Here is a 23,636-nt window from a genome sequence, read left to right as displayed (position 1 = left end):
CGTTCTGCCGTCGTTGTCCTTCGGTGGTGCCGTTCAGGAGTGCCGTTCAGGCACTGATCCGGGCGACCAGCATGCGCGCGTCGTCCTGACGGGACCGGCCGCCGCATTCCGCCATCAGGATCCGTACGCAGTCCTGGGCGCTGTGTGCCGTGGTCAGCCGTGCGGCGGGCGCCAGCAGGCGCTCGGCGGGCAGCGCCTCGGTGTGCAGCAGGAGGACATCACCGGGTAGCAGGCGCTCCTCGGCCTGGGTGTAGCCGGCACCCCTGACCACTCCCAGCGGCATGCCACGCTCGCCGGGCAACACCCGCCCGGTTCCGGCGCGGAACAGCAGGGGGGCGGGATGGTCCGCGCCGGCCCAGCGCAGGGTGCGGGTGTGTGGCTCATAGCGGCAGCACAGGGCGCTGCCCAGGGCGGGCTGGGCGGAGTGGTCCAGTAACTGGTTGAGCCAGCCCAGCAGCGGGCCCGGCTCGGTGCCGGTGACGGCCATGCCGCGCACCGCTCCGAGCAGCATGGCCAGCGCGGAGGCGGTGGCCATGCCCTGCCCGGTCAGCGCGCCCACGCTCAGCAGGGTGCGCCCGTCCGGCAGCGGCAGCGCATCACACCAGTCGCCGCCGGGCAGGCCGCCGGTGGTGCCGGGGACGTGGTGGGTGGCGAGCTCCAGCCCGTTGCCCGTCTCGCTCCGCCAGGACGGCAGCACGGCCTCCCGGAGCTCCGCTGCCAGCCGGTGCCGCTGGTGGTGCAGGGCGTCATGGCTGAGCCGCACCGCCTCCCGGCCGCGGCTCAGCTCGCCGACGTCCCGCAGCACGGCCCACATGGCGGCCGCGCAGCCGTCCGCGTCCAGCACCGGCTCCGCCCTCAACTGGACGGTGCGCACCGTGCCGTCGCCGCGCCGGAGGCGGAACTCGCCCTCGGCCGGCCGGCCGTCCACCAGGCAGCCGGTGACCAGTGCGGTCAACTGCTCACGGTCCTCGTCCAGCACCCAGGAGGGCAACTCGTCCAGGGTGAGCGCGCCGTCCGCCGGGTCCCGGCCGAAGAGCTGGTAGACCTCCTCGGACCAGGTGACCTCGTCGGTGAGCAGATCCCACTCGGCGCTGCCCACCGGCCCGGTGTCCGGCGGAGCCGGCGGGCCGTCGCGGAGCTGGCCCAGCTGCCGGCCGAGATCCTCCAGCTGGCTGGCGGCCAGCTCGCACAGCGCCCGCTCCCAGCGGGAGCGCGGCCCGGCGTCCCCGGTGGCCCGGCGCACCGCGTCGATCCCGCCGCGCAGCCGCCGGGCCTGGCAGATCAGTGCCTCCAGCGCCTCGGGCTCGGGTGGCTCGGCGGCGGAACGGTCCGCGGAGAGGGAGGACGGCATCGTGGACTCCGATACGGGCGGAAGCGCGGCCTTTGACTCCGGAGGGGTCCGTGGGGGACGGCCGGGTGGTGCGGTAACGACTGTCGCACAGTCCGCGACGGCTCGTAACCGGTTTTGCAATACCCGGTGCGGTCGTGCGCCGGGCATATGCCGGTGTGGTGGCGGGCATATCGGGCGGGACTCGGCGGAATCTCCAGCTCCGGGTAGGCTGCGGGCGCTCGGACGCCCCGAGACCGCTCCGTTCACCCAGGCATAGCCCCGGTGGACACCGGCAAGAATGCCGGACGACGGAAATCCCGTTGCCAGCCGACCACCCGCACCGGATGCTGACCCCATGTTCGATCCAGACATAGCGCCCAGCGGCACCCTGCTCGGCCTCCTCCAGCGAGGCCGCGGCGACGGGACCCTGCACGCCCTCGCGGCGCCGCGGGCCGAGGCGCTCGCGGCGCTCAACCGCTGTGTGCGCGAGGACCCCCGCCGCGACTGGCAGGTGGAGAACCGCTCGCTTTACTACGCGCGGCTCTATCTGGACCTCGACGGCGGGCTGGACGAGCTCGAGCAGCACCTCTTCCAGGCGGACGACCTGCTGGACACCGCCGAGGAACGCACCGGCCTGGCCCTGGCCGTCCTGGGCCACCTGGCCTCCTACGGCCGGCGGGACGCCCTGGCCTTGCTGCGCCGCTACGCCGCCACCGGCACCAACTGGAGCTGGGCCCTGGACGAGCTGGCCCTGCGCGACGAGGACACCGCTCTGGCCGCTCTGGGCGAGGCCGTACTGGCCCGCTTCCCGGCCGGTCCGGAGGGGGACGCGGCGCTGGCCGCCGCGGTGCGCGACGCCTTTGAGCCCAGGCCCTGGCGGATCTGGGCGGATGAGCAGCAGGCCCCCGCCACCGCCGCCCGGATGCGCGCCGCCTGGGAGCAGAGCAGCTTCGACCGCTGGCAGCGCCAGCTGCGCTCCTCCGGCCCGCGCCCGGGCTGGGGCGTGCGCCAGGTGCTGGACTGGGCCCAGGAGGGCCTGTCCCTGTACCCCGTCCAGCAGCGTCATGTGGCCGCCGCCCGCTGTCTGACCGCGGTGGCCGGCCCCGAGGACCGGCTGGAGATCGTCGAGGCGGCCGCCTTCGGCCTCGAAGCCGCCCGTGCCACCGCCCTGCGCTACCTGGCAGAGCATGACGACCCGCAGGCCCTGGACCTGATTGAGACGGCCGCCGGCGACCCGGTGGAACTGGTGGCCGAGGCCGCGGTCAACGCCTTTGACCGGATGCGCGGCGCCGCCGCCCTGGAGCGCGCCCGGGCCTGGGTGCACCGGGACGATGCCCTGGGCGCCGCCGCCGCCGGAATGCTCGCCTGCCGGGGTGCGGAGTACGACGCCCCGCTGGTGCTGGGCGCGCTGCGCCGCACGGTGCGGGCCGAGGGGCCGGACGCCCCCATGCTCTGGGACCTGGTGGACGGCGCCGGACGGCTGGCCATCCGCTGTGCTGCCCCGGTGCTGCGCCATGTCTACCGCGAGACCTCCTCCTCCCATCTGCGCGGCCGGGCCGCCCGGGCGCTGGCGGCCACCGACCCCTCGTTCGCGGCCGGCTTCGCGGTGGAGTGTCTGTGGGACTGTGAGGAGTCCACCCGGGAACTGGCGGCCCATCACCACGCCGCCACCGCCGATGCCCGGGTGGTGCAGCAACTGCGCCGCCTGGCTGTGGACCCCGCCGAGGAGGCGGAGGTGCAGACCGCCGTCCGCAGCCGTTTCGGCCCGGATGCCACGGCGGTGTGAGGCGTGGGATGTGTGGTGGGCGGCTTGTGTCAAGCTGTGGCGAAAACCGGTAAGGCCAGGAGGCATTGATGACCCAGACGGAACCGCAGGGCGCGGACGCGGACCAGGAGCAGGAACAGGAACAGGATCAGGACGAGGTCAGGCGCAAGTTCCGGGAGGCGCTGGACCGTAAGCGGGGCCGGGCGGCCGGCGCCGGTGCCGGCGGGCGCGGAGCCGAAGGCTCGAAGATCCATGGCACCCATGGCAAGGCCGGGGGCCAGCGCTCCTTCCGTCGCAAGAGCGGCTGACCAAGCGAAGGCGCCCTGCTGGGCGCGGAGCGAATGTGCCGATAATAGAGGCGCCGCGGTCACCGCCGCGGTGCCCGACAGAACATCAGCACAGAAAACAGGGGGCGTCGATGAAGAGCCGGCACACGCATGAGGGCAGGCACCGGGGAGGGGCGGCCCGCCGGATAGCCGCCGTCGTGGCCCTGCTGCTGGGTACCGCTCTGCTGGCCACGCCCGCGTCGGCCGCGAGCACCTACTCCGCCACCCGGGTCGTCCAGCAGACCGTCGCGGCGGAGAGCGGCTCGGGCCACGGGGCAACGGCCGCGGGGCAGCACGCCGTCCGGGCGGTCTCGCACCATCAGCACATCAGCGCCGCGCACCAGCAGGTGGCGAAGAAAAAGAAGAAGGGATTCTTCGCCAAGCTGGGCAAGGCCCTGCTGATCATCCTGATCATCGTGATCCTCTTCATCATCCTGGTGATCTGGCTGATCGTGCACTTTGTGCGCAAGGCGTTCCGGCGCCGTTCCTGACCCGGCGCTCCGCCCGAGGCCGTCGTCGCGTCCGCGGCGGCGGCCTCGGCCGTCCGCCCGGTCCGGTGCTCAGGCGTAGGGCGTGAGGAAGCGCTCCGGCTGGCAGGCGTCACAGGGACGCACATCATGGCCGGCGATCCGCATCCGGGCCTCGGCGGTGGTCAGCGTGGCCTCGCCGCCCTTGGGTACCCAGCACCCCGCATGGTGCAGCTCCTGGAGCACCCCACCGGACCGGCGGTGCACGGTGATGGGCCAGACCGCGTCCTCGAAATCGGGCCGGGCGGGCCTGCGATGGGAGATATGGGTGCGTTCGGAGTCGCCGGAGATCCGTTTGAGTACCAGGGCGCGCACCCAGTCACGCGCCGAATGACCCGCCTCCCGGGCGGCGGCCTCAATACGGACGAGTTCGTCGGGGGAGAAGAGCTGCTCCATGACGCCGGACAGTAGCAGCGCACAGCTTCCCGCGGCCCGGGTTCCGGGCGATCACGGGACTGTGCTGACCTGCGGGTTGACCAGAGGGTACCGTTCGCCTGGACGGCCCCCGGCGGCGGCGTGCGAAGGATGGCGCAGCTCCCGCCGCGCGCAGGGGAGTTGGCATAGGACGCCGGTGTATTCCCCCGGGCGCCGGACAGCTCCCCGATTACCGGTTCTTGGCGTTCCCGGGTATCACCTTTCCTCGTGAACGCACCCTGACGGACGCCATCGTCCCGCGGTGGCGGGGGAGTTGGCGGCCGTCACTTCGAGGCGTGGGAACCGAGGTAGAACAGCAGCCAGATAAAGCCGGCGAGCAGGTGACCCAGCACGATGTAGATCAGCACCCGCCAGCCGATCGCCTTTTCCGCGTAGTTCTCGTTCTCGCTCACTGTTCTTCTCCCGTGGTGCCCGGCCCGTCCGCCGCCGCGCTCCGCAGCTCCGTCAGCAGTTCCTCCTGGCCGGTCAGCACCTGGGCCAGGATGCGCCGGGCGGTCGCCAGCAGCTGGGCCACCTCATCGCCGGCCAGGGCGTAGACCACGGTGGAGCCCTCGCGGGCGGCGGTCACAATGCCCGAGCGGCGCAGCACGGCCAACTGCTGGGAGAGGCTGGACGGTTCGATGCCGATCGCGGCCAGCAGGTCCCGCACCGGCTTGGGCCCGTCCTGCAGCAGCTCCAGCACCCGGATGCGCACCGGATGTCCGAGCATACGGAAGAACTCGGCCTTGGCCTGGTACAGCGGCACCCGCACCCCGATCAACTTCCGTTCCGTCCTTCCGTCTTGTCGTCGGTGTCGACGCCGTGTTCGGCCGCGATGCGCAGCGCGTCCTCCAGTTCGTCCTCCGCCAGGGCCGCCGCGTAGGCATCCCCGGCCGCCCGCGCGGCGGCGAGGGCCGAACGCGCCGCGCGCACCCGTTCCCGCATCGCCTCGGCGAACGCGCTCACCGCTGCCCCCCCCGCCCGGCCTGGTACGGCCGCTCGTACAACTGGTGAATTGAAGAACTCTGCAATTGTAGAACGGCCGGAGGCTGCCGCTCCCCACCGGGTGCACATCGGCGGGGCTCCCGGCCCCAGGCGGCCGACGACCGGGGTCATTCACCCGTGTGGGCGCGGAAGCGGGGGTATCTCATGCGGTGGTCACATGACCTTAGGTACCTTTTGTTAGGTTTTATTCACCAGGCTCGCGAGGTGTCTCCCGTGTTCGTTGTGCGGCTGGGGGTGCAGAGGTGGCGGTTTCGCCGAGTGAATCCCCGCTCCCGGCGGCCCAAGGGCACCCCGGGAGCCCGGCCTGCGGGGCGGGGGGAGCGGAAGGGGCGGAGAACGGCGGCCGGCACGGTCCGGGGCTCGCGGAGGACTATGACTACGACCGGTACAGCCGGCTGGCGGGGGAGCTGACGGAACCGCCCGACGGGCCGTACCGGGTGCGCTACCGCCGGCTGATCGGCGGTGGTGCCGGACGCCGGCTGGGGGCCGGTCTGCTGTCGGTGGCCGCACCCCTGGTGTCCTTGGTGCTGGTGGTGTGGCTGATGCGGCCGGAGCACTGGGTGGACCGGCCCTATGCCACCGCCTGGGAGCATGCCGCCGACACCGTGGTGACCCTCTCGATCGGCCTGGTCGAGAGCTTCCGGCTGGTCAATGTGATCTCCAACGCCCATGCCACCTGGATGGCCCGCGACCCGGTGCCGGTACGGCCCCAGCCGGGCACCCGGGTGGCCTTTCTGACCACCTATGTGCCGGGCAAGGAGCCCTTCTCCATGGTGCGGGCCACCCTGGAGGGAGCGGTCCGTATCGTGCACGACGGGACGCTGGACGTCTGGCTGCTGGACGAGGGCGATGACGCCGAGGTCAAGGGGCTCTGCAAGCGGCTGGGAGTAAAGCACTTCACCCGTAAGGGAGTCGAGCGCTGGAACCGGCCCGCCGGCTGCTTCCGGGCGCGCACCAAACACGGCAACTACAACGCCTGGCTGGACGCCCATGGCGCCGGCTACGAGTTCATGGCCTGTGTGGACACCGACCATGTGCCGCTGCCCAACTTCCTGGAGCGGATGCTGGGTTACTTCCGTGATCCGGATGTGGCCTTTGTGGTGGGACCCCAGGTCTACGGCAACTACACGGCGGCCGTGACCAAGGCGGCCGAGAGCCAGCAGTTCCTCTTCCACGCCCTGATCCAGCGGGCCGGAAACGCCTATGGCTCACCGATGTTCGTGGGCACCAGCAACTGCGTACGCACCACCGTGCTCCGGCAGATCGGCGGCCTGTACGACTCCATCACCGAGGACATGGCTACCGGCCTGGAGATCCACCGCCGCCGCAACCCGGCCACCGGCCGCCGCTGGCGCTCGGTGTACACCCCGGATGTACTGGCGGTGGGCGAGGGGCCCTCGTCCTGGACGGACTTCTTCTCCCAGCAGTTGCGCTGGTCGCGCGGCACCTATGAGGCGCTGCTGCGCCAGTACTGGCGGGCGATGTGGCAGCTGACCCCGGGGCGGGTGCTCAACTACTCGCTGATGGTGGCCTACTACCCGATGGCGGCGCTGAACTGGGTGCTGGGCGGCCTGTCCTGTGTGCTCTTCCTGGGACTGGGCGCCTCCGGCATCAATGTGGAATCCCGGGTGTGGCTGATGCTCTACGCCGACGCGGCGGCCCTGCAGATCGGGCTCTACCTCTGGAACCGGCGGCACAATGTGAGCCCGCACGAGCCGGCCGGGTCCTCCGGGGCGGCGGGCATGCTGATGTCCGCGCTCGCCGCGCCGCTGTACGCCCGGTCGCTGCTGGAGGCCCTGCTGCGGCGCCGCTCCCGGTTTGTGGTGACGCCCAAGGGCGACTCCGCCAGCCCGGACCGGATGGCCACCTTCCGGACCCATCTGGTGTGGGCGGGCGCCTTCATCGTGTCGCTGGCCGCCTCGGCGCTGTTCGGCCATGCCCATACGGCCATGCGGGTGTGGGCACTGCTGGCGCTCGGCACCGCGCTGCTGCCGCTGGTGGTGTGGCGGGCGGGGCTGAGACGGGAGACGGGCGCGGTGCTGCCGATGGCGGTCGCCGCCGGGGAGGATCCGGCCCGTACGGTCAGCCAGCGCAGCCCGGTGTGAGTGCCGCCGGCCGAGGGGCGGTGAGCCGGCTCAACCCAGCTTGGCCGGCGAGGGACCCGGAGGTGCCGCCGGGCCCGGGGCCGGAACCGGAGCCGGCGGCCGGGCGGCGAACGGCGGCTGCTCCGGTGGCTGCACCGGTGGCGTGGTGGCCAGCCCGAGCGCGTACTCGGGCCACCACTCACCCGCCGGTGGCGCGCCCCGGCAGGTGCCGTCTGACTCCCCGGGCCGCTTGACCCAGAGCAGGGCGTCCACCCGGGCATCGCCGGTGGCGGTCGTCGGCGGAGTGCCCAGGGCGCGGCCGGGCGGATTGCACCAGCTCTCCTCGGTGCCGCCCGGAGGCAGCGGGCCATTGCCGTTGCGGCTGGTGTCGATGATGTAGTGGGCGCCGCCCAGCAGTTGGGACAGGGCGTCGCCATAGGCCCGAGTGACCGGTGTGCTGTGGAAGTTGGCCACATTGAGGGCAAAGCCACTGGCCCGCTCCACCCCGGCCCGCTTCAACGCCGAGGCCAGCGCGTGCTGGTCGGCGATCCAGCCCGCGTTGCCCGCGTCCAGATAGACGGAGGTGCCGGGGTGCGCCCGGAACGTCCGTACCGCCTCCGCCAGCAGGGCGGGGCGTTCCTCCGCCGCGGCGGCCGGTACACAGCCGGACACCCACTGCGCCACCGCGTCCGGCTCCAGGACCACCCAGGCCCGGCGGTCGCCGATCCCCTGCGCCGCGCGCGCCACCCAGGCGCGGTAGGCGGCCGCGTCCCGGGCGCCGCCGGAGGAGTACTGGCCGCAGTCGCGGTGCGGGATGCCATACGCCACCAGCAGAGGGACCCGCCCGGCCGCGGCGGCGGCCCCGGTGACCTCCGCCGCCTGTCGGTAGGGGTCATCTCCGGTGAGCCATACGGCGGTTGGCTGCCCGGCGATCCGCAGGACCGCCTCCGCGTCCTGCTCACGGCCGCGTTCCCGCCAGGTGAGCACCTGCTTGGTGGCCCGGCTCAGCGGCTCCACCCAGAACGGCGAACCGCCGCCCGGGGCGTCCGCCCGGGCCGCCGGGGCCGGCAGCGAGGCGAAGCCGGCACAGGCCAGGCCCGCGCATACCAGGCCCGTACAGGTCAGCAGCAGGGTGCCGCTCCTGGCCGGCATGGCTCCATCCCTTCACCCGGGGTCCGCGGGGTGTCTTCCGGGTCTGGGGTCTGATGCCACGCCGGGCCGGGTGGTGCTGCACCGCGGGGGGCCGTACGGGCGCAGGTTGGTCCGGCCGGGTGGGGCGTTTGCGGGCCGATATTACGAAACCGTACTATCCGGAATCGTGAAGTCCGCATCTGTGCAGTCCGAGCCCGGCCCGCCGGAGCGGTCCGCGCTGCTTGCCCTGCAGCGCGCGACCCATGCCACGCTCCAGCTGATCGCCGCCGAGCTCGCCGGCCTCGAGCTGACCGCCTCCGAGACCAATGCCCTGGCCAACCTGGCCGACGGGCGCGCCCGTACCGTCTCCGAGCTCGGCACCGGGACCGGCACCAGGCCCACCACCCTGACCGGGGTGCTGGACCGCCTGGAGCGGCGCGGCCACATCACCCGAGGCACCCGCGTGGGAGACCGGCGCTCGGTGCTGATCGAGCTGACGCCCGCCGGCCGGCGGGCCGCCGAGACCATCCGGCAGACCCTGACCGCCCTGGAGAAGCGCGCCCTGAGCGGCCTCTCCGCCACCGAAGTGGCCGGCTTCCACGCCGTCCTCCGAGCCCTGACCGAGGTATCCGCATGAATTCCGCGTTCACCGAGCTGATGCGCGAGGCGATGGCCGGAGAAGACCGCTTCGGACACCGCCAGCATGTCCGGCTGACCTGGCTGGCGGTCCGCCGGTATGGCACCGCCGCGGCCGTGGACCTGGTCAGTGAGGGCATCCGGCGCACCGCCGCCGGGGCGGGGGCGCCGGAGAAGTTCCATATGACGATGAGCCGGGCCTGGGTGGAGCTGGTGGGACACCACGCGGTGGACGACGATGACTTCGAGACCTTCGCCGCGCGCCACCCGGAGCTGCTCGACAAGGAGCTGCTCGGCCGCTTCTACCGGCCGGGGACGCTGGCCGCCGACGCGGCCAGGGCCGGCTGGGTCGAGCCGGACCTCGCTCCCTTTCCCCGGGAGTTCCCCATCAGCGGCGCGACCGGCCACCACCGGCCCGCGGCCGGAAACTAGCCGCGGCCCAACACCTCGCCCAAGTCATAACGCACCGGCTCCTCCAACTGCGCATAGGTGCACTGCTCCGGCTCCCGGTCGGGCCGCCAGCGGCGGAACTGCGTGGTGTGCCGGAAGCGGTCGCCCTGCATATGGTCATAGGCCACCTCGCACACCCGCTCGGGGCGCAGCGGGATCCAGGACAGGTCCTTCTTGCCCGTCCAGCGGCTGGGCCCGCCGGGCAGCCGGCCGGCCGCCTGGGCCTCCGGGTCGGCCCAGTCCTGCCAGGGATGCCCCTGGGCCGAGGGCATCCGCAGCGGTTCCAGTTCGGCCATCAGCTCCCGGCGGCGCGGCATGGAGAACGCCGCGCACACGCCCACATGCTGCAGCCGCCCCGCCCCGTCGTGCAGGCCCAGCAGCAGCGAGCCGACCACCGGGCCGCTCTTGTGCGGCCGCAGTCCGGCGACCACACAGTCGGCGGTCCGCTCGTGCTTGACCTTGATCATCACCCGCTCGCCCGGCCGGTAGGGCAGCCGGGGCGGTTTGGCCACCACTCCGTCCAGGCCCGCCCCCTCGAAGTGTTCGAACCAGCGTCGGGCCAGGGCCAGGTCATAGGTGGCGGGTGCGGTGAACACCGGGTCATGGGCCTGGCGCAGCGCCTCGGTGAGCGCTTCCCGGCGGGCCCGCTGCTCGGTGTCCAGCAGGGACCGCTCGCCCAGTGCCAGCAGGTCGAAGGCGATAAAGGAGGCCGGGGTGACCTCGGCCAGGTGACGGACCCGGGAGGCGGCCGGGTGGATGCGCTCCAGCAGCGCGTCGAAGTCCAGCCGCCGGCCCCGCACAATGACGATCTCGCCGTCCAGGACACAGCGCGGCGGCAGTTGTTCCAGCAGGGCCCGGGTGAGCTCGGGGAAGTAGCGGGTCAGCGGCCTGCCGGAGCGGCTGCCCAGCTCGATCCGCTCGCCGTCGCGGAAGACGATGCACCGGAAACCGTCCCACTTGGCCTCGTAGAGCATCCCGGGTGGAATCTCCGCCGCCGGCTTGGCCAGCATCGGCCGCAGGGGCGGCGTCACCGGAAGGTCCATGGTGGTGATTGTGCGGGCACCCGACCGCCCCCGCCCGCCGGCGGGCGGTCATGGCGGCCGCCGCCTAGCGTGGCCGCATGGCACAGGCTCTGGAACTCACCGTCGGTGAGCGGACGGTACGGCTGTCCAACCCGGACAAGGTCTACTTCCCCCGGCTGGGGATCACCAAGTACGACGTCGCCCGCTACTACCTGAGCGTCGCCGATGGCATTCTGCGGGCGCTGCGGGACCGGCCGACGACCCTGGAGCGCTACCCGGACGGGGTGGAGGGCGAGTCCTTCTTCCAGAAGCGCGCCCCCAAGAACCTGCCCGAGTGGATCCCGACCGGCCGTATCGCCTTCCCCAGCGGCCGTTACGCCGACGAGATCTGTCCCACCGAGCCCGCCGCCGTGCTCTGGGCCGCCAATCTGGGCTGTCTCACCTTCCACCCCTGGCCGGTGCGCCGTTCCGACACCGACCACCCGGACGAACTGCGCATCGACCTCGACCCCCAGCCCGGCACCGGCTACCCGGACGCGGTGCGCGCCGCCCTGGAACTGCGCGCGGTCCTGGACCAACTGGGCCTGACCGGCTGGCCGAAGACCTCCGGCGGCCGGGGGCTGCATGTCTTCGTCCCCACCTCCCCGTGGTGGACCTTCGTCCAGGTGCGGCGGGCCGCCATCGCGGTGGCCCGGGAACTGGAGCGCCGGATGCCGGAGCGGGTCACCACCGCCTGGTGGAAGGAGGAGCGCGGCGCCAAGGTGTTCGTCGACTACAACCAGACCGCCCGGGACCGCACCATCGCCAGCGCCTACTCGCTGCGCCCCCGGCCGCATGCCCCGGTCTCGGCACCGCTGTTGTGGGACGAGCTGGCCGACGCGGTGCCGGAGGACTTCGACCTGCGCACCATGCCCGCCCGTTACGCGGAACGGGGCGATGTGCACGCGCCGATGGACGAGCGGCCCTGCGGGCTGGACGCCGCGCTGGAACTGGCGGCCAAGGACGAGCGGGACCATGGGCTGGGCGATCTGCCCTATCCGCCGGAGCACCCCAAGATGAAGGGCGAGCCCAAACGGGTGCAGCCCAGCAGGGCACGCCGACCGTCTGGCGAAAGTGGATGATTCCGGCTAAACGGGAATTACTCAGCATTCATTTGCGTTTATGGATTTTTTCCAAGTGGAACCTGGGCAATGCGTTATCCACCTCTCAGCAAGGGAAGTTCGTCATGCTCAGGACACTCACGCGTCGTGGCGGAAAGGCGACGGCAGCCTTGATCGCGGCCGCCGCGCTCGGTGGCTCGGTGCTGGCCGCGGTGCCCGCCGGTGCGGCGGCCGGGTCCCCGGTGCCGGCGCCCGTCAAGCCGTACGGCACCATCACCGCCCTCACCGGCGTCAATGAGCGCGCCCACCCAAGCATCGATTCCACCTCGCGCGGTGTCTCCAGACACCGCACCCAGCTGGCGCTGCGGTGCAAGGTCCGGGCCCAGGACATCAACGGCAACAACATCTGGTACCAGCTGCGCGACCGGGAGACCTGGGTCACGGCGAGGTATGTGGAGGCCAACGGCGAGATCCCGCGCTGCCGCAGCCTCAACCGCAGCGCCATGGACCAGAGTGTGGAGTCCCGCCACGCCATGGGGTGAGGACGCCTGGCGCACCTCCTCGCGGGCCCCGTCCGGACAATCCGGACGGGGCCCGCGAGCTGGGCCCCGGACAGGGGGATTACCGGTCTCGACTCCGTTGGCGGCGCCTACAGTTGCTTCACGTACGTCATGGACGCCGGAAGGAAGAACGCGTTGGACCACCTGACCCATGGTTGTGTTCTGCTGCTGGACGGCACCCCTGACCAGCGGCGGGGCACCCTGCCGAACCCGACCGCACACGCCATCGCCGGCGCCGGCCCGCGCACCCTGCTCGCCGCCGGACAGGTGGATGTGGTGCAACTGCCCGCCATGGCCGGTCCGCAGAGCGTGCTGTCCTATCTGCGGCACGCCGCCGCGGTGCCGGGCCCGCTGCTGGTCTGGGTCACCGGGCAGCTGATGGTCCCGTCCCGGCGCGGCAGAGAACTGCACCTGGCCCTGCGGGAGTCGGGCCCCGCCACCGTCCGCTACAACGGGCTGCCCTGGCAGTGGCTGCTGGACGCCCTGGCCGCGCACACCGGCCCGACGCTGCTGCTGGTGGATGTGGAGGCGGACCGGGCCGCCTGGCCGTATGTGGCCGCCGCTGCCCAGGACGGGCGGCTGGCCGGCGGGCTGGCGGTGTGCGGGGTGGTCACCCCGCGCCCGGAGCGGCCGCCGGTGGAGGCCGGCCCCTACACTCGCGCCTTCCTCACCGCGCTCAGTGTCGGCCACCCCACCGCTGGGCCGGTGCTGGACCCCGCGCTGCTGCACCATCTCGCCCTGGGGCAGGCGACCTTGCCGGAGGGCCTGCTGGCCCTGCAGTACGGCACGGCCGGACCGGTGCTGGCCAACCCGGCGCACGCCCCGGCCCGTCCCGCGCAGACCCGGGCCGCCGCCGCGCAGGTGCCGGCCGCCCCGGCCCCGGCCGGCGCCCCGGCGGCGGGGAACGCGGACCGGCCCGAGCCCGCCCCGGCGCCCGAGGACGATCCGCTGCCGCACATCCTGGCCGCCGCCAACGCCGGGCGGCACAACGAGGCCGCCGCCATGGCCGCCGCCTGGGAACAGCAGGTGCTGCGCCGGCATGGGCCGCAGAGCCCGGAGGCCGGGCTGTGGGTCGAGGTACGGGCCGACCTGGCCCGGCTGGCCGGGGACCATCCGCGCGCCGCCGAGCTGTGGATGTCGGCCGCCGCGGGCCGGCTGGCCCGTGGCGGCCCCACCGACAGCGAGGCGGTGGCCGCGCTGAAACGGGCCCATTACTGCTGGCAGCACAGCGGGGAGCGGGCGGGGCCGCTGGCCCCGGCGCTGCTGGCGCTGTGGGAGCAGGTGCCGGACAGCATGGACGCGGCGGCCGACGTCCGGTCCCGGCTGGCGGCCGGGGCGCCGCGGTAGCGCTCCGCCGGAGGTGCGGTACCGCGGCCGCGGGCGGTAAGTGGCTGCTCGCGCCCACCCGGCGGAGCCCCTTCAGGCAGCCGCTCGTGCCTCCTACCGGGCGCCGACGGCCCACCACCGGGCCTTGTACATGGCGCCGTGCAGCAGGGTGCGCCTGCCGTCCGGCTGGTACAGCGTCAGCGTCGAGGTGCACCAGGCGCAGGCGTGCCCCGGTTCCGGGCGGGCGACCAGGATCTGCCCGGTGACCGGGTCGTCCCCGATGCTCTTGACGTCCGGGGCGCTGACCCGCGACTGCAGCGGATAGCTGACGAACCGCCGCTGCTTGGTGGCGAACTGATACACCGCGGAGGCGGTGGTCACCCACAGCCGCCCCGGGGAGCCGGCCACCGCCGCCAGGTCATGCCCCTGGCGGGTGGGCAGTGTGATGCGGTGCAGCACGGTCAGGCCGGGGTCGTCGGACGGGCCGTCCACCCGCAGGGCGACCAGTTCCCGGCTGCCCAGCGCCCACAGCAGCCGGGTGTGCGGATCCCAGTGCACCCCGTGCGCCCCCGGCAGGTCCAGCTGGGTGTGCTCGGTGGCCCGGGAGCCGAGGGAGGCGGCGTACAGCCGTACATAGCCGCCGGTGCTGGCGGCCACCGCCACATTGCCGTCCGGCAGCAGCTCGATGCTGTGGGTGTTGCCGGAGCCGGTGTCGGCCGCCCAGTACACCCGGCGGTCCGGGTAGCCGATCACCGCCGCCAGGCCGCCGGAGGCGGTGGCCAGCAGATAGCGGCGCCCGCCCCGTTCACGGAGCTTGGCCTCGCTGGGATTGGTCCAGGTGGAGTCGGGGTCCAGATCGGAGAGTTCATCCTGTCCGTCCGCGCTCCAGGACCACAGCACACCCCGGTCCTCGCCGTCGGCGTCCCAGCGTGACTGGTCCCCGCGCAGTACATGCACCGAGCGCCCGGCCTGGTCGGCGGCCACGATCGGGGAGGAGCGCGCCAGCCAGGCGCGGGCCGGGTCCGCCGGGGCGTTCGCCGAGGCCGGTGGGCTGAGCGCCAGGGCGAGGACGGCGGCCAGCACGGCCGGCCATGGGCCGGTCATCTCACCGTCCGGCCGGGGAGGTTCGGGTGGGCCACGCGGAACTCCTTCGCTGTCGGGACGCGGTACGCGCCGACAGCATCGGGCAGCACCACCGGCGCCCCGGTGGTGCCACGCGTGACACTCAGCCGGACGGAGTCGCGATGCGCCGGTCCCGGGCGGCGATGCGCAGGTCGTTGATGCTCGCGTAGCGCCGCCGCATCAGGCCGTTGGCATCGAACTCCCAGTTCTCATTGCCGTAACTGCGGTACCACTGGCCCTCGGTGTCATGCCACTCGTACGCGAAGCGGACGGCGATCCGGTCATCCGTGTACGCCCATAGCTCCTTGCGCAGCCGGTAGCCGAGTTCGCGCTCCCACTTGGCGCGCAGAAAGGCCACGATGGCCGGGCGGCCGGTGAGGAACTCATCGCGGTTGCGCCACTCGGAATCCTCGGTGTAGGCCAGCGAAACCCGTTCCGGGTCATGGCTGTTCCAGGCATCCTCGGCCGACTTGACCTTCCGCAGGGCGGTTTCGGCGGTGAAGGGCGGAAACGGGCGCACGGCTGGCTCCTTCGGTGACCATGGATGAGAACGATCGTTCTCCTCGCTCTGCGGTAGCGTAGGAGAACGATCGTTCTCAGGGCAAGGAGCGGATGACATGGAGCCCCAGGCGCAGGAAGCGCGAGTGCTGGACGCGGCCGAGGAACTCTTCTACGCCAGAGGGCTGCAGGCGGTCGGCATGGACGCCATCCGCACCGCCTCCGGGGTCTCGCTCAAGCGCCTCTACCAGCTCTTCCCCTCCAAGGACGCGCTGGTGGAGGCATATCTGCTGCGCCGCGACCAGCGCTGGCGCGCGGAACTGGCCCACTACGCAGCGGCCCGCCCGGCCGGCGGGGAGCGGGTGCTGGCGGTCTTCGACTGGCTGCATCACTGGTTCGCCCGGCCGGGCTTCCGGGGCTGTGCCTTTGTCAACTCCTACGGCGAACTGGGCCCCGCGCACCCGGGAGTGACCGCGGCCGCCCGCTCCCACAAGGCCGCCGTCCGGCGGTATCTGACGGAACTGGTGGCGGAGGCGGGCGTACCGGCGCCGGTGGCCGGGCAGATTGCGTTGCTCGCCGAAGGGGCCATCACCACCGCCGCCGTCTCCGGTGACGCGGCGGTGGCCCGGGAAGCCCGGGAGGCGGCACGGGTGTTGCTGGCGCACGGCGGGGGAGGGGCGGCGGATGCCGACAGACGGTGAACCGGTTGCCAGGGAACGGGAGTTCCCCGGCTTTGTGGCGTTGTCCATGCGGATCACAGGCCGTACGGAAGGGGAGTTGCGGGCCACGGGCCGGGTCCGGCTCTACCACCAGGCCACGCTGGCGCGGGTGGGGCGCCCAGGAGTGGAACGTTTCCTCGCGGCCCTGGCCGCGGCGGGGGGCGACCCGGACGGCATCACCGATGCGGACGCCCGTGAAGTCGCCCGCGGCATAGGGTCCTTGTGGCGGGAGGGCGCCTGGGGAACCGGGTGCGCCCCGTAAGGGGCGCGGCCCGGGATCCGCCGGGCACAACTCAGTGCTCCACCGTGACCACGATCTTCCCGGTGTGCGCACTGGATTCCATCAGCCGGTGGGCGTCCACGATCCGGTCCAGTCCATGGAAGACCTTCCCGATCTCCGGGCGCAGCGTGCCGTCCCGCAGGCCCGCCTCGACAAAGCGGTTGATGCGGGCCCGTCCCTCGGCGGTGGCCGACAGATGCTGGTTGGCGTAACCGTGCACGGTCAGCGGCCAGTTGACGGGCATCAGGGTGGGACTGCCGCCGAGCCAGCCGTAGACCACCACCGTGCCCGCGACCGCCGCCGCCCGGGCCAGGTCGGGCAGACCGGGGCCGCCGACGGCATCGAAGATCAGCTCGGCGCCCTTGCCGCCGGTCAGCCGTCCGACCTCCTCGGCCACGTCCTCCTCCTGGGAGGCGATGACATGGGCCGCCCCGGCCGCCAGCAGCCGTTGCCGTTTGGCGCCGGTGCGGGTGACGGCAATGGGGACGGCTCCCATCCGGGCCGCGGTCTGCAGGGCCGCGATGCCGACGCCGCTGGAGGCGGCGGTGATCAGGACATGGTCCCCGGGGCGGAGCCCGCCGGTCTCCAACAGCCCGCCGTAGGCGGTTGCATAGGACAGCCAGGTGGCCGCCCCGGTCACCGCGTCCACCGAGGCCAGGCGCGGCACCACCGACCGGGCCGGGAGCACGATCCGGTCACCGTAGACGCCCTGGGCGCTCATCTCGATGCCGGGGCCGGTCAGCACCTCGTCACCCGGGGTGAATTCGGTGACCCCCTCACCGACGGCCTCCACCACGCCCGCCGCCTCATAGCCGAGCCGGGAGCCGGGCAGGACCGGCTGGTAGTAGTAGCCGCCCGAGCGGAAGAGCGCCTCGGCGCGGTTGAGGCCGATGGCGTCCACCCGGATCAGGACCTCGCCCGGCCCCGGGGCGTCCAGCCGGACCTCCTCGATCTCCAGTACCTCGGGACCGCCGGTCCGATGGAAGAGCACTGCATGTGCGGAAGTTGTCATGCAAAGGACGCTATCGAGCATGAGCGAGACTCCCCATGTCCTGAAGTCTTCCATCTTTGTCCAGACGTCTTGTGTGATGGATCGATGAGTAGGCTTCCCTGTCATGGATGTGCTCAGCGATGCGATAGCCGCCATGCGGACCGGGGTGCCCCACTCCTCCCGCACCCTCAAGTCCGCGCCCTGGGGGCTGCGGTTCGCCGCCTCCGAGGGGGCGGGCTTCCATGTGGTGCTCCAAGGGGCCTGCTGGCTGATCCCGCCGGCCGGGGAACCGGTCGCCCTGGCCCCCGGCGATGTGGTGTTCCTGGCGCACGGGCGCGGGCATGCCATCGCCGACGACCCGGCGACCCCGCTGGTCGATGTGGTCCGGGCGCCGGACGGCGGCTGGCAGCTGAACGAGGACGTGCCACCGGGGAACGGCCCCGGCACGCTGATGCTCTGCGGTGCGTACCAGCTCAACCGGGCCCGGGCGCACCCGCTGCTCACCGGGCTGCCCGATGTCGTACACCTGCCCGCCCGGATCGGTTCGCACCCGGCGCTGCGCGCGGCCGTCGATCTGCTGGGCGGCGAACTGGAGCGACCGGGCCCGGGCTCCGACGCGGTGGTGCCGGCCCTGCTGGACACGCTGCTGCTCTATATCCTGCGTGCCTGGCTGCAGGACCGGGCCGGGCAGGCGCCCACCGGCTGGGCCGCCGCCCTGGCCGATCCGGCCGTTGCGGACGCGCTGCACGCCGTGCACCGCGACCCCGGCCACCCATGGACCGTGGAGGAACTCGGCGCCCACGCCGGCCTGTCCCGCGCGGCCTTCGCCCGGCGGTTCACCGCGGTGGTGGGACAGCCGCCGCTGGGCTATCTGACCTGGTGGCGCATGACCACCGCCGGCCGCTTGCTGGCCACGGGCGACGCACCGTTGCGGGTGATCGCCCAACGCGCCGGCTACTCCTCGGAGTTCGCCTTCGCCAAGGCGTTCAAGCGGGAGTTCGGAGTGGCACCGGGACGGTACCGGCGCGAGCAGGGTGCGCAGGGGGCGGCTGTCCTTGAGTGAGCGGCGGGGCTTGGTGTCGCGGGCACCTCGCCCGCGTTCCCACCCCGTCGCGCCCATGCGGCGGAGCCGCGTCAGGCAGCCGCTCCACGCCCCTCAGCCGGGTGGAGTCGGTTCTGCGGGGCCTGCCGGCGCGCTGGGCGGTGCGGGTGCTTTGTGGACCGGTGGTGGCGCGTCTTCCGGGGAGTGCGGGGTGACTGGCCGGCTGGGATTGGACGGCGTGTGCGGTGGTGGTTGTGCGTGGTGCTCGGGTGTGTGGGGGGTGACGGGCCGGGTGGGGCCGGAAGTGTTGTGTGTGGGTGCCGGGGCGGTTGGCAGTGCAGGGGTGGTGTGGGCCGATGATGGCGTCAACTCGGGTGTGCGCGGCGCGCTATGGCGGGGTGGGCCGGAGTCCTCGCCGGGCGGGTGCGGGGTGGCGGCCCGGGGTGAGCGGGACGCCTCCCGCGTCGGCGGCACCACCGACTTCGGTGCGCTCCGGGACGGGGAGGGAACGGAATCTCGTTGGCTTGCCGACGGCTGGGCGGCCGGGCTCTCCGGGGTCGCGGCGGACCCCGGCCCGGGCGTGCCCGGCGAACCGGGCGTCCGCAGGCCCTCCGTCGCCCCGCCCGGCGAGGTGACCGCGCCCCGTGAGGGGGAGCCGGTCACCTCCGGCGAGCCGGTCGGGGGCGCGGCCGGCGTACCCCGCGACGGAGCGGGGGAACCCGGCGGTGTCACCGTCGGCGGTGTCCAGGAGAACGGCTTGGAGTCGTGTGTGCCGTCATTGCCCACCGTCCGGTCGAAGGCCCGGCTCTTTTCATAGGGATCCACCAGCGGAATGCTGGCCAGCGGTCCCTGCTCCGTGGGCCGGGGCCGGATCACGGTGACCGTGGCGCCCTGGAAGCCCTCCCAGCGCACGCCCTGGTACGACGGCTTCGCCGGGGTGTCCGGCCGGCCCAGCGGATTGCCGCAGTTGCACTTGACCGCAGGGCTGCCATAGGGGTCGACCAGCACCGCCACTCCGGCCTGGAGCACCGACAGATAGGCGTAAGTACGGCCGTCGCCCTCGTAGTTGTGGTTCTTGACCAGGGTGTCATGGAGCAGCACCACCGAGGTCAGGCCGCGTATGTACGGCCCGATCGTCCGGTCGTCGATGCCGCGGAGGTGAGCCCATGCCTTCGCCTTCACGGGGTCGGCGGTGAGCTGCCCGATCAACTGGGCCTTGTCGCACTGGCTGGTGCGGCGGGTCCCGCCGAACGCGCCGCGTGCGTCACCGGCCGTCTCGCCGCCCCCGGGGAGGGAGGTGACGCCCCGCAGATCGCTCCGCGGATCCCTGAGGAAGGGCTTGTCGCCCACCACCCCGACCCCTTCCAGCGCCACCTTGGCGCTCCTGGGCGCCTCGGACGGGGACGAACACCCCGCCGCCGTGGCGACGACCGCCGTCAGTACTCCGGCCGCTATCAGGATGTGTGCCTGCCGCATCCCTTGCTCCCCCCGTGGTTCAGCTGCGTGGTTATGCGTGGTTCACCCGTAACCGCAGGCCGTCACCCAGCCGCCGCCGCAGGTGGTGGACGGAGTCCGCGGCGGCTGCTCCGGATAGCCCGAAGGACTCGATGAGCCCGGATAGCCGGGCGGTGCCTGGGACTCCGGGGACCCCGACGGGCCCGGTGAGGTGCTCGGCGTGGCCGGGGACGTGGATGAACCGGCCGTGCGGTCCGTGCTGTTGGCGGGCGGCGCCGACTCGTGCTGCTGCTCGAGCACCACGGCGGCGACGCCTCCGCCGAGGACCAGCAGGGCCAACAGCGGCCCGATCAGCAGCAGTTTGCGGCGGCGTACCGGAGCCGGGGCCGGAGCGGGCACCGGAGCCGGAGCCGGGACCGCAGCGGGCACCGGATACGCGGCGGGTGGCGGCACGGGGTGCGCGTAGGACGCGTAGGCGGGGGACGGGCCGGGGGAGGGGACGGTCGGCGCATGGGCCATATCGGCCGCCCTGGGCGCCGGCCGGGCCGGCTGCCCCGCCGCCACCGCGTCCAGCAGCCGCTGTGCCTCCTCCGAACCCATCCGCTCCTGGGGGTCCTTGCGCAACAGCCCCCACAGCACCGGAACCAGCGGACCGGCCCGCCGGGGCTCCGGCGCCTCGTCCTGGACCACGGCCTGCAGGGTGCTCAGCGCCGAGGAGCGGCGGAAGGGAGAGGTCCCTTCCACGGTGGCGTACAGGGTGGCGCCCAGCGACCACAGGTCGGACGGGGTGCCCGGGTGCCGCCCCAACGCCCGTTCCGGCGCCAGGTAGTCGGGCGAGCCGATCAGGTCCCCGGTGCGGGTGAAGGTGCCCGCCCCCTCGACCTGGGCGATGCCGAAGTCGGTGAGGATCACCCGGCCACCGGACTCCAGCAGCACATTCGCCGGTTTGACATCACGGTGCAGCACCCCGGCCGCATGCGCGCTGCGCAGCGCCTGGAGTACCGAGGAGCCGATCCTGGCCGTCTCCTTGGGGTCCAGGGCGCCCTCCTGAGCCAGTACATCGGCGAGCGAACGCCCCCGCACCAGCTCCATCACTATCCATGGGCGCCCCTCCTGCTCCACCACATCGTGCACGGTGATCACACAGGGGTGGCTGACCCGGGCCGCCGCCCGGGCCTCCTGCATCAGCCGGGCATAGAGCACCCGGACCTCGGCCTCGCTCATCTGCTCGGGGGCCCGGACCTCCTTTGCCGCCACCTCCCGGCCCAGGAGTTCGTCGAAGGCCCGCCAGACCACCCCCATGCCCCCGCTGCCCAGCGGCGCGAGCAGTCGGTAGCGCCCGGCCAGCAGCGGCTGGCGCCGCTCCGCGCTCATGGTGTCCATGCCGTACGCCCCTTCCCCCTGCGCACGCACGAACCGTACGCATTCGGGCCACACCGGCTGAGACGAGACTGCCCAGGATCCCGTTCCCGCACTCGGCCGCCGGGGGGCGCTCAGTGACCGGCCGAGAGCTCCCTGTCGAGCCAGCGCAGTACCAGGGGGTACTCCTCGCGCCAGGTCTGGAAGTTGTGACTGCCCTGGTCACGGACGAGTGTGGTGACCCGGGCGGGCGCCTTGACCTGCTGGACGAACTTCATGGTGGGCCGGTAGTTGCGCTGGTACTCCTTGCCGGACTTGCTGGTGGACACCAGCAGGGCGGCGGGCGGCGGGGGCAGGTGGGCCAGCCGCCAGGTCAGGTCGGCCTCCTTCTTCAGCTGGGCGTTGCCGGCGTAGAGGTCGCCGGTGTCATTGTCCTGGCGGGCGAAGTAGTCGGCGGACAGCCCGGCGCCGGCGCCATAGCGGGCGGGATTGGTCATGGCCAGCTTCAACGCGCAGTAGCCGCCGGTGGAGTTGCCCACCGCGCCCCAGGCGCCCCGGCCGTTGTCGGCGCGGTAGACATCGTTGACGGCGATCGGCAGGTCCTGGCTGAAGAAGGTGAGCGCCTGCGGACCGCCGGGCACATCGGTGCAGTTGGTGTCGCGGCCGGGCACCACCGAGGGGCGCACCATCAGCACGATCATGGGTCTGGTCCGCTTGGCCATCACCTCGGCCGAGGCCGCCTGCGGGACCTTGATCTGGGTGATGAGGTTCCTGGAGACCCCGGGCTGGCCGGTGATCGCCACAATGACCGGGAACCGGTCCTTCTCATGGCCCCGCTGGAAGTACTGGGGCGGGAGATAGGCATAGCCGTCCATGCTCAGCCCGGTGACCGGTCCCCGGATCTCTATCCGGTCCACCTGTCCGGCCTTGTCCCGGGCGCCCTTCAGACCGATGGACTCCGGTCCCTTGATCACCAGCGCGGGCGGCCGCTTGCCGCCGCCGGGGCCCGGCTGGAGCGCCTGGCGGGTGGAGGCACGGCCCAGCAGCTCGTCCCAGGTGGAGTAGAAGCCGAGGTCATCATTGGCCTTGACCAGCAGCGCGGCCATCACCATGCACTGCAGCAGCACCAGCAGACCCAGCCGGGCGGCCAGCGCCAGGGGCCCTCGCCGGGCCACCCGGGGCCATAGCCACAGCACCAGGGCGCAGGCCGCCAGGGCGGCAACCACCAGGAACCAGAGAAGAGTTGGGGAAGTCAGCTCCACGCGTCGCTCCGTTCTGCCGGGTCTCTCGCCTGGAGAGAGGGCAGACGGATGGGGCGGGTTGCTCCTTTGTCCCGTAATCTCACGCTGTTCCGCGATCTCACGCTATGCGGGCGGTGGTTGGCCCCGGTGCACCGCCAGCATCCGGGACACCGCCGCCGACCAGGGGAACTCCTCGGCGCGGCGACGGGCGGCCGTACGCCGTAACGGCTCGGGTCCGGCCAGCAGTTGGACCACCGCGCCGGCCAGCGCGGGACCCGAGGCCGGTGCCGCGAGCCCGGCGCCGGACACCAGCAGCTCATGGGCCGCGCCCCGGTCGGCGGTGACCACCGGGGTGCCACAGGCCAGCGCCTCCAGCGCCGACAGGCCGAACGCCTCCACCGGACAGGGCACCAGGGCCACATCGGCCGCCGCGGTCAGGGCGGCCACCGCGCGGCGGTCGGCGAGGTGGCCGTGGAAGCGCACCGCGAGTCCGGCGGCCCGGCGCTCCAGGCCGCGGCGCTGCGGGCCGTCCCCCAGCATGTGCAGCCGCGCCGCCATGCCCCGCCGGGTCAGTTCGCGCAGCACCTCGATGGCGAGGTGCGGACACTTCTCGGCGGACAGCCGCCCGCAATACACCAGCCGGACGGCGGGCGAGGGCAGCCGGGCCGCCGGCCGGGGAGCGAACACCGAGAGGTCGACGCCCAGCGGCACCTGGTGCAGCCGGGGCGCCGCCACCCGCTCGAACTCCGCGCGGGCGAACGCCGAGGCGACCACCACCGCGTCGAAGGCCGTGGCCAGCCGGCGGTTCCAGGCGTCGGCCGGGCGCCGCAGCGGCAGCCGGCCGGGCAGCCGGGGAGCGAGGATGGCGTCCAGCCGCTCATGCGAGAACAGCACGGCCCGCACGCCCCGTTGGCGGGCCCAGTGCGCGGTGTGCACCAGGGTGAGCTTGTCGGAGACCTCCAGGGAGTCCGGTGCCAGCCGGTCCAGCAGCCGGTGCAGCCGGGCCCGGGAGAGCACCATCCGGTAGCCGCCGCCCACCGGCACCCCCGGCAGCGTCAGCCGCACTCCGGTGTCCCCGTCGCACACCCGGGCATAGCCGCGGCCCGGCACCACCAGGACGCGCTGGTGCCCGGCCGCGGTGTAGCCCCGGCCGAGCGCGTCCAGGGTGGTGCGCAGCCCGCCGGAGGCCGGGGCGTAGAAGTTGGCGAGCTGGACGATCCTCATGAGGCGGCCCTCAACGGTCGGTCCTCATC

26 protein-coding genes are annotated in these 23,636 nt (G+C 72.9%); 12 read left to right on the top strand and 14 right to left on the bottom strand.

Features of this window, described 5'->3' with window-relative positions; all coding sequences use genetic code 11:
• Positions 1-46: 46 nt before the first annotated feature.
• A complete protein-coding gene (locus ACIHFE_RS25985) occupies positions 47-1,351 on the bottom strand; it encodes a SpoIIE family protein phosphatase (RefSeq protein WP_400110144.1) in 1,305 nt (434 codons plus the stop codon).
• A gap of 334 nt (positions 1,352-1,685) precedes the next feature.
• Between ACIHFE_RS25985 and ACIHFE_RS25980 the strand changes: the two genes are divergently transcribed.
• From ACIHFE_RS25980 to ACIHFE_RS25970, 3 genes are all read left to right on the top strand, one after another.
• Positions 1,686-3,116, top strand: a complete 1,431-nt coding sequence (locus ACIHFE_RS25980) for a HEAT repeat domain-containing protein (RefSeq protein ID WP_400110142.1) — start codon at positions 1,686-1,688, stop codon at positions 3,114-3,116.
• Between the two features lie 68 nt (positions 3,117-3,184).
• On the top strand, positions 3,185-3,403 hold the full coding sequence (locus tag ACIHFE_RS25975; protein ID WP_400110140.1) for a DUF5302 domain-containing protein: 219 nt from the start codon (positions 3,185-3,187) through the stop codon (positions 3,401-3,403).
• Between the two features lie 110 nt (positions 3,404-3,513).
• Complete coding sequence (locus ACIHFE_RS25970; protein ID WP_400110138.1) at positions 3,514-3,912, top strand: hypothetical protein; 399 nt, start codon at positions 3,514-3,516, stop codon at positions 3,910-3,912.
• Between the two features lie 69 nt (positions 3,913-3,981).
• Here the strand turns inward: ACIHFE_RS25970 and ACIHFE_RS25965 are convergent, their stop codons facing one another.
• From ACIHFE_RS25965 to ACIHFE_RS25950, 4 genes are all read right to left on the bottom strand, one after another.
• The gene (locus ACIHFE_RS25965) at positions 3,982-4,344 is read right to left on the bottom strand and encodes a DUF6233 domain-containing protein (protein WP_400110137.1); all 363 of its coding nucleotides are present in this window, start codon (positions 4,342-4,344) and stop codon (positions 3,982-3,984) included.
• Between the two features lie 302 nt (positions 4,345-4,646).
• Positions 4,647-4,775, bottom strand: coding sequence for a DUF6126 family protein (locus tag ACIHFE_RS25960; RefSeq protein WP_400110135.1), 129 nt, complete (start codon positions 4,773-4,775; stop codon positions 4,647-4,649).
• A complete protein-coding gene (locus tag ACIHFE_RS25955; RefSeq protein ID WP_400110209.1) occupies positions 4,772-5,134 on the bottom strand; it encodes an ArsR/SmtB family transcription factor in 363 nt (120 codons plus the stop codon). Before ACIHFE_RS25955 ends, ACIHFE_RS25960 begins: the two co-directional genes overlap by 4 nt.
• Positions 5,135-5,139: 5 nt before the next feature.
• Positions 5,140-5,328: a hypothetical protein gene (locus ACIHFE_RS25950; RefSeq protein ID WP_400110134.1), complete on the bottom strand. Its 189-nt coding sequence runs from the start codon at positions 5,326-5,328 to the stop codon at positions 5,140-5,142.
• A 281-nt stretch (positions 5,329-5,609) separates the two neighbouring features.
• Here ACIHFE_RS25950 and ACIHFE_RS25945 point away from each other — a divergent pair, with 281 nt between their 5' ends.
• Complete coding sequence (locus ACIHFE_RS25945) at positions 5,610-7,472, top strand: glycosyltransferase family 2 protein (RefSeq protein WP_400110132.1); 1,863 nt, start codon at positions 5,610-5,612, stop codon at positions 7,470-7,472.
• Between the two features lie 30 nt (positions 7,473-7,502).
• Here the strand turns inward: ACIHFE_RS25945 and ACIHFE_RS25940 are convergent, their stop codons facing one another.
• Complete coding sequence (locus ACIHFE_RS25940) at positions 7,503-8,603, bottom strand: glycoside hydrolase family 6 protein (protein WP_400110130.1); 1,101 nt, start codon at positions 8,601-8,603, stop codon at positions 7,503-7,505.
• A gap of 166 nt (positions 8,604-8,769) precedes the next feature.
• Here ACIHFE_RS25940 and ACIHFE_RS25935 point away from each other — a divergent pair, with 166 nt between their 5' ends.
• Complete coding sequence (locus tag ACIHFE_RS25935) at positions 8,770-9,219, top strand: MarR family winged helix-turn-helix transcriptional regulator (protein ID WP_400110128.1); 450 nt, start codon at positions 8,770-8,772, stop codon at positions 9,217-9,219.
• The gene (locus tag ACIHFE_RS25930; protein ID WP_400110126.1) at positions 9,216-9,650 is read left to right on the top strand and encodes a hypothetical protein; all 435 of its coding nucleotides are present in this window, start codon (positions 9,216-9,218) and stop codon (positions 9,648-9,650) included. Before ACIHFE_RS25935 ends, ACIHFE_RS25930 begins: the two co-directional genes overlap by 4 nt.
• Here ACIHFE_RS25930 and ACIHFE_RS25925 read toward each other — a convergent pair.
• Complete coding sequence (locus ACIHFE_RS25925) at positions 9,647-10,711, bottom strand: ATP-dependent DNA ligase (protein ID WP_400110124.1); 1,065 nt, start codon at positions 10,709-10,711, stop codon at positions 9,647-9,649. The two genes, ACIHFE_RS25930 and ACIHFE_RS25925, sit on opposite strands and share 4 nt — an antisense overlap.
• A 77-nt stretch (positions 10,712-10,788) precedes the next feature.
• On the opposite strand from ACIHFE_RS25925, the gene ligD reads away from it, so the two are divergent.
• The 3 genes from ligD (at position 10,789) to ACIHFE_RS25910 (ending at position 13,697) form a co-directional block, all read left to right on the top strand.
• Positions 10,789-11,811 (top strand): non-homologous end-joining DNA ligase, encoded by a 1,023-nt coding sequence (gene ligD / locus ACIHFE_RS25920; RefSeq protein WP_400110123.1) that lies wholly within the window; start codon positions 10,789-10,791, stop codon positions 11,809-11,811.
• Positions 11,812-11,915: 104 nt separating this feature from the next.
• On the top strand, positions 11,916-12,332 hold the full coding sequence (locus ACIHFE_RS25915) for an SH3 domain-containing protein (RefSeq protein ID WP_400110122.1): 417 nt from the start codon (positions 11,916-11,918) through the stop codon (positions 12,330-12,332).
• Positions 12,333-12,485: 153 nt separating this feature from the next.
• Positions 12,486-13,697, top strand: coding sequence for a hypothetical protein (locus tag ACIHFE_RS25910; RefSeq protein ID WP_400110121.1), 1,212 nt, complete (start codon positions 12,486-12,488; stop codon positions 13,695-13,697).
• Between the two features lie 93 nt (positions 13,698-13,790).
• On the opposite strand, the gene ACIHFE_RS25905 is transcribed toward ACIHFE_RS25910, so the two are convergent.
• Both ACIHFE_RS25905 and ACIHFE_RS25900 read right to left on the bottom strand, forming a co-directional pair.
• Positions 13,791-14,780, bottom strand: coding sequence for a DUF6528 family protein (locus ACIHFE_RS25905; RefSeq protein WP_400110120.1), 990 nt, complete (start codon positions 14,778-14,780; stop codon positions 13,791-13,793).
• A gap of 121 nt (positions 14,781-14,901) precedes the next feature.
• Complete coding sequence (locus tag ACIHFE_RS25900) at positions 14,902-15,318, bottom strand: nuclear transport factor 2 family protein (RefSeq protein WP_400110118.1); 417 nt, start codon at positions 15,316-15,318, stop codon at positions 14,902-14,904.
• Between the two features lie 97 nt (positions 15,319-15,415).
• Between ACIHFE_RS25900 and ACIHFE_RS25895 the strand changes: the two genes are divergently transcribed.
• Entirely contained in the window at positions 15,416-15,997 is a 582-nt protein-coding gene (locus ACIHFE_RS25895) for a TetR/AcrR family transcriptional regulator (protein WP_400110117.1), read from the top strand.
• A complete protein-coding gene (locus ACIHFE_RS25890; protein ID WP_400110115.1) occupies positions 15,981-16,277 on the top strand; it encodes a hypothetical protein in 297 nt (98 codons plus the stop codon). Before ACIHFE_RS25895 ends, ACIHFE_RS25890 begins: the two co-directional genes overlap by 17 nt.
• A gap of 31 nt (positions 16,278-16,308) precedes the next feature.
• Here the strand turns inward: ACIHFE_RS25890 and ACIHFE_RS25885 are convergent, their stop codons facing one another.
• Entirely contained in the window at positions 16,309-17,307 is a 999-nt protein-coding gene (locus ACIHFE_RS25885; protein ID WP_400110113.1) for a zinc-dependent alcohol dehydrogenase family protein, read from the bottom strand.
• Positions 17,308-17,410: 103 nt separating this feature from the next.
• On the opposite strand from ACIHFE_RS25885, the gene ACIHFE_RS25880 reads away from it, so the two are divergent.
• Complete coding sequence (locus ACIHFE_RS25880) at positions 17,411-18,349, top strand: AraC family transcriptional regulator (protein ID WP_400110111.1); 939 nt, start codon at positions 17,411-17,413, stop codon at positions 18,347-18,349.
• A gap of 93 nt (positions 18,350-18,442) precedes the next feature.
• Here ACIHFE_RS25880 and ACIHFE_RS25875 read toward each other — a convergent pair whose 3' ends face one another.
• From ACIHFE_RS25875 to ACIHFE_RS25860, 4 genes are all read right to left on the bottom strand, one after another.
• Positions 18,443-19,804 (bottom strand): DUF6777 domain-containing protein, encoded by a 1,362-nt coding sequence (locus tag ACIHFE_RS25875; protein ID WP_400110109.1) that lies wholly within the window; start codon positions 19,802-19,804, stop codon positions 18,443-18,445.
• Positions 19,805-19,846: 42 nt separating this feature from the next.
• Positions 19,847-21,166 carry a protein kinase gene (locus ACIHFE_RS25870; RefSeq protein WP_400110108.1) on the bottom strand — a complete coding sequence of 440 codons (1,320 nt, stop codon included), beginning with the start codon at positions 21,164-21,166 and terminating at the stop codon, positions 19,847-19,849.
• Between the two features lie 110 nt (positions 21,167-21,276).
• Positions 21,277-22,404, bottom strand: a complete 1,128-nt coding sequence (locus ACIHFE_RS25865; RefSeq protein ID WP_400110106.1) for an alpha/beta hydrolase — start codon at positions 22,402-22,404, stop codon at positions 21,277-21,279.
• Positions 22,405-22,506: 102 nt separating this feature from the next.
• On the bottom strand, positions 22,507-23,607 hold the full coding sequence (locus ACIHFE_RS25860) for a glycosyltransferase (protein WP_400110104.1): 1,101 nt from the start codon (positions 23,605-23,607) through the stop codon (positions 22,507-22,509).
• Between the last annotated feature and the right edge of the window lie 29 nt (positions 23,608-23,636).

Origin of the sequence: Streptomyces sp. NPDC052396 (assembly GCF_044593195.1) — a bacterium.
Taxonomy (GTDB): Bacteria; Actinomycetota; Actinomycetes; order Streptomycetales; family Streptomycetaceae; genus Streptomyces.
The sequence above is the reverse complement of the archived record's forward strand: the minus strand, read 5'-3'. Positions and strand labels throughout refer to the sequence as shown.

Bases quoted from the DNA above. Each gene is read 5' to 3' on its own strand.
- ACIHFE_RS25985 (WP_400110144.1), bottom strand. From the start codon at position 1,351: ATGCCGTCCTCCCTCTCCGCGGACCGTTCCGCCGCCGAGCCACCCGAG.
- ACIHFE_RS25980 (WP_400110142.1), top strand. From the start codon at position 1,686: ATGTTCGATCCAGACATAGCGCCCAGCGGCACCCTGCTCGGCCTCCTC.
- ACIHFE_RS25975 (WP_400110140.1), top strand. From the start codon at position 3,185: ATGACCCAGACGGAACCGCAGGGCGCGGACGCGGACCAGGAGCAGGAA.
- ACIHFE_RS25970 (WP_400110138.1), top strand. From the start codon at position 3,514: ATGAAGAGCCGGCACACGCATGAGGGCAGGCACCGGGGAGGGGCGGCC.
- ACIHFE_RS25965 (WP_400110137.1), bottom strand. From the start codon at position 4,344: ATGGAGCAGCTCTTCTCCCCCGACGAACTCGTCCGTATTGAGGCCGCC.
- ACIHFE_RS25940 (WP_400110130.1), bottom strand. From the start codon at position 8,603: ATGCCGGCCAGGAGCGGCACCCTGCTGCTGACCTGTACGGGCCTGGTA.
- ACIHFE_RS25930 (WP_400110126.1), top strand. From the start codon at position 9,216: ATGAATTCCGCGTTCACCGAGCTGATGCGCGAGGCGATGGCCGGAGAA.
- ACIHFE_RS25925 (WP_400110124.1), bottom strand. From the start codon at position 10,711: ATGGACCTTCCGGTGACGCCGCCCCTGCGGCCGATGCTGGCCAAGCCG.
- ligD (WP_400110123.1), top strand. From the start codon at position 10,789: ATGGCACAGGCTCTGGAACTCACCGTCGGTGAGCGGACGGTACGGCTG.
- ACIHFE_RS25915 (WP_400110122.1), top strand. From the start codon at position 11,916: ATGCTCAGGACACTCACGCGTCGTGGCGGAAAGGCGACGGCAGCCTTG.
- ACIHFE_RS25905 (WP_400110120.1), bottom strand. From the start codon at position 14,780: ATGACCGGCCCATGGCCGGCCGTGCTGGCCGCCGTCCTCGCCCTGGCG.
- ACIHFE_RS25895 (WP_400110117.1), top strand. From the start codon at position 15,416: ATGGAGCCCCAGGCGCAGGAAGCGCGAGTGCTGGACGCGGCCGAGGAA.
- ACIHFE_RS25890 (WP_400110115.1), top strand. From the start codon at position 15,981: ATGCCGACAGACGGTGAACCGGTTGCCAGGGAACGGGAGTTCCCCGGC.
- ACIHFE_RS25885 (WP_400110113.1), bottom strand. From the start codon at position 17,307: ATGACAACTTCCGCACATGCAGTGCTCTTCCATCGGACCGGCGGTCCC.
- ACIHFE_RS25880 (WP_400110111.1), top strand. From the start codon at position 17,411: ATGGATGTGCTCAGCGATGCGATAGCCGCCATGCGGACCGGGGTGCCC.
- ACIHFE_RS25875 (WP_400110109.1), bottom strand. From the start codon at position 19,804: ATGCGGCAGGCACACATCCTGATAGCGGCCGGAGTACTGACGGCGGTC.
- ACIHFE_RS25870 (WP_400110108.1), bottom strand. From the start codon at position 21,166: ATGGACACCATGAGCGCGGAGCGGCGCCAGCCGCTGCTGGCCGGGCGC.
- ACIHFE_RS25860 (WP_400110104.1), bottom strand. From the start codon at position 23,607: ATGAGGATCGTCCAGCTCGCCAACTTCTACGCCCCGGCCTCCGGCGGG.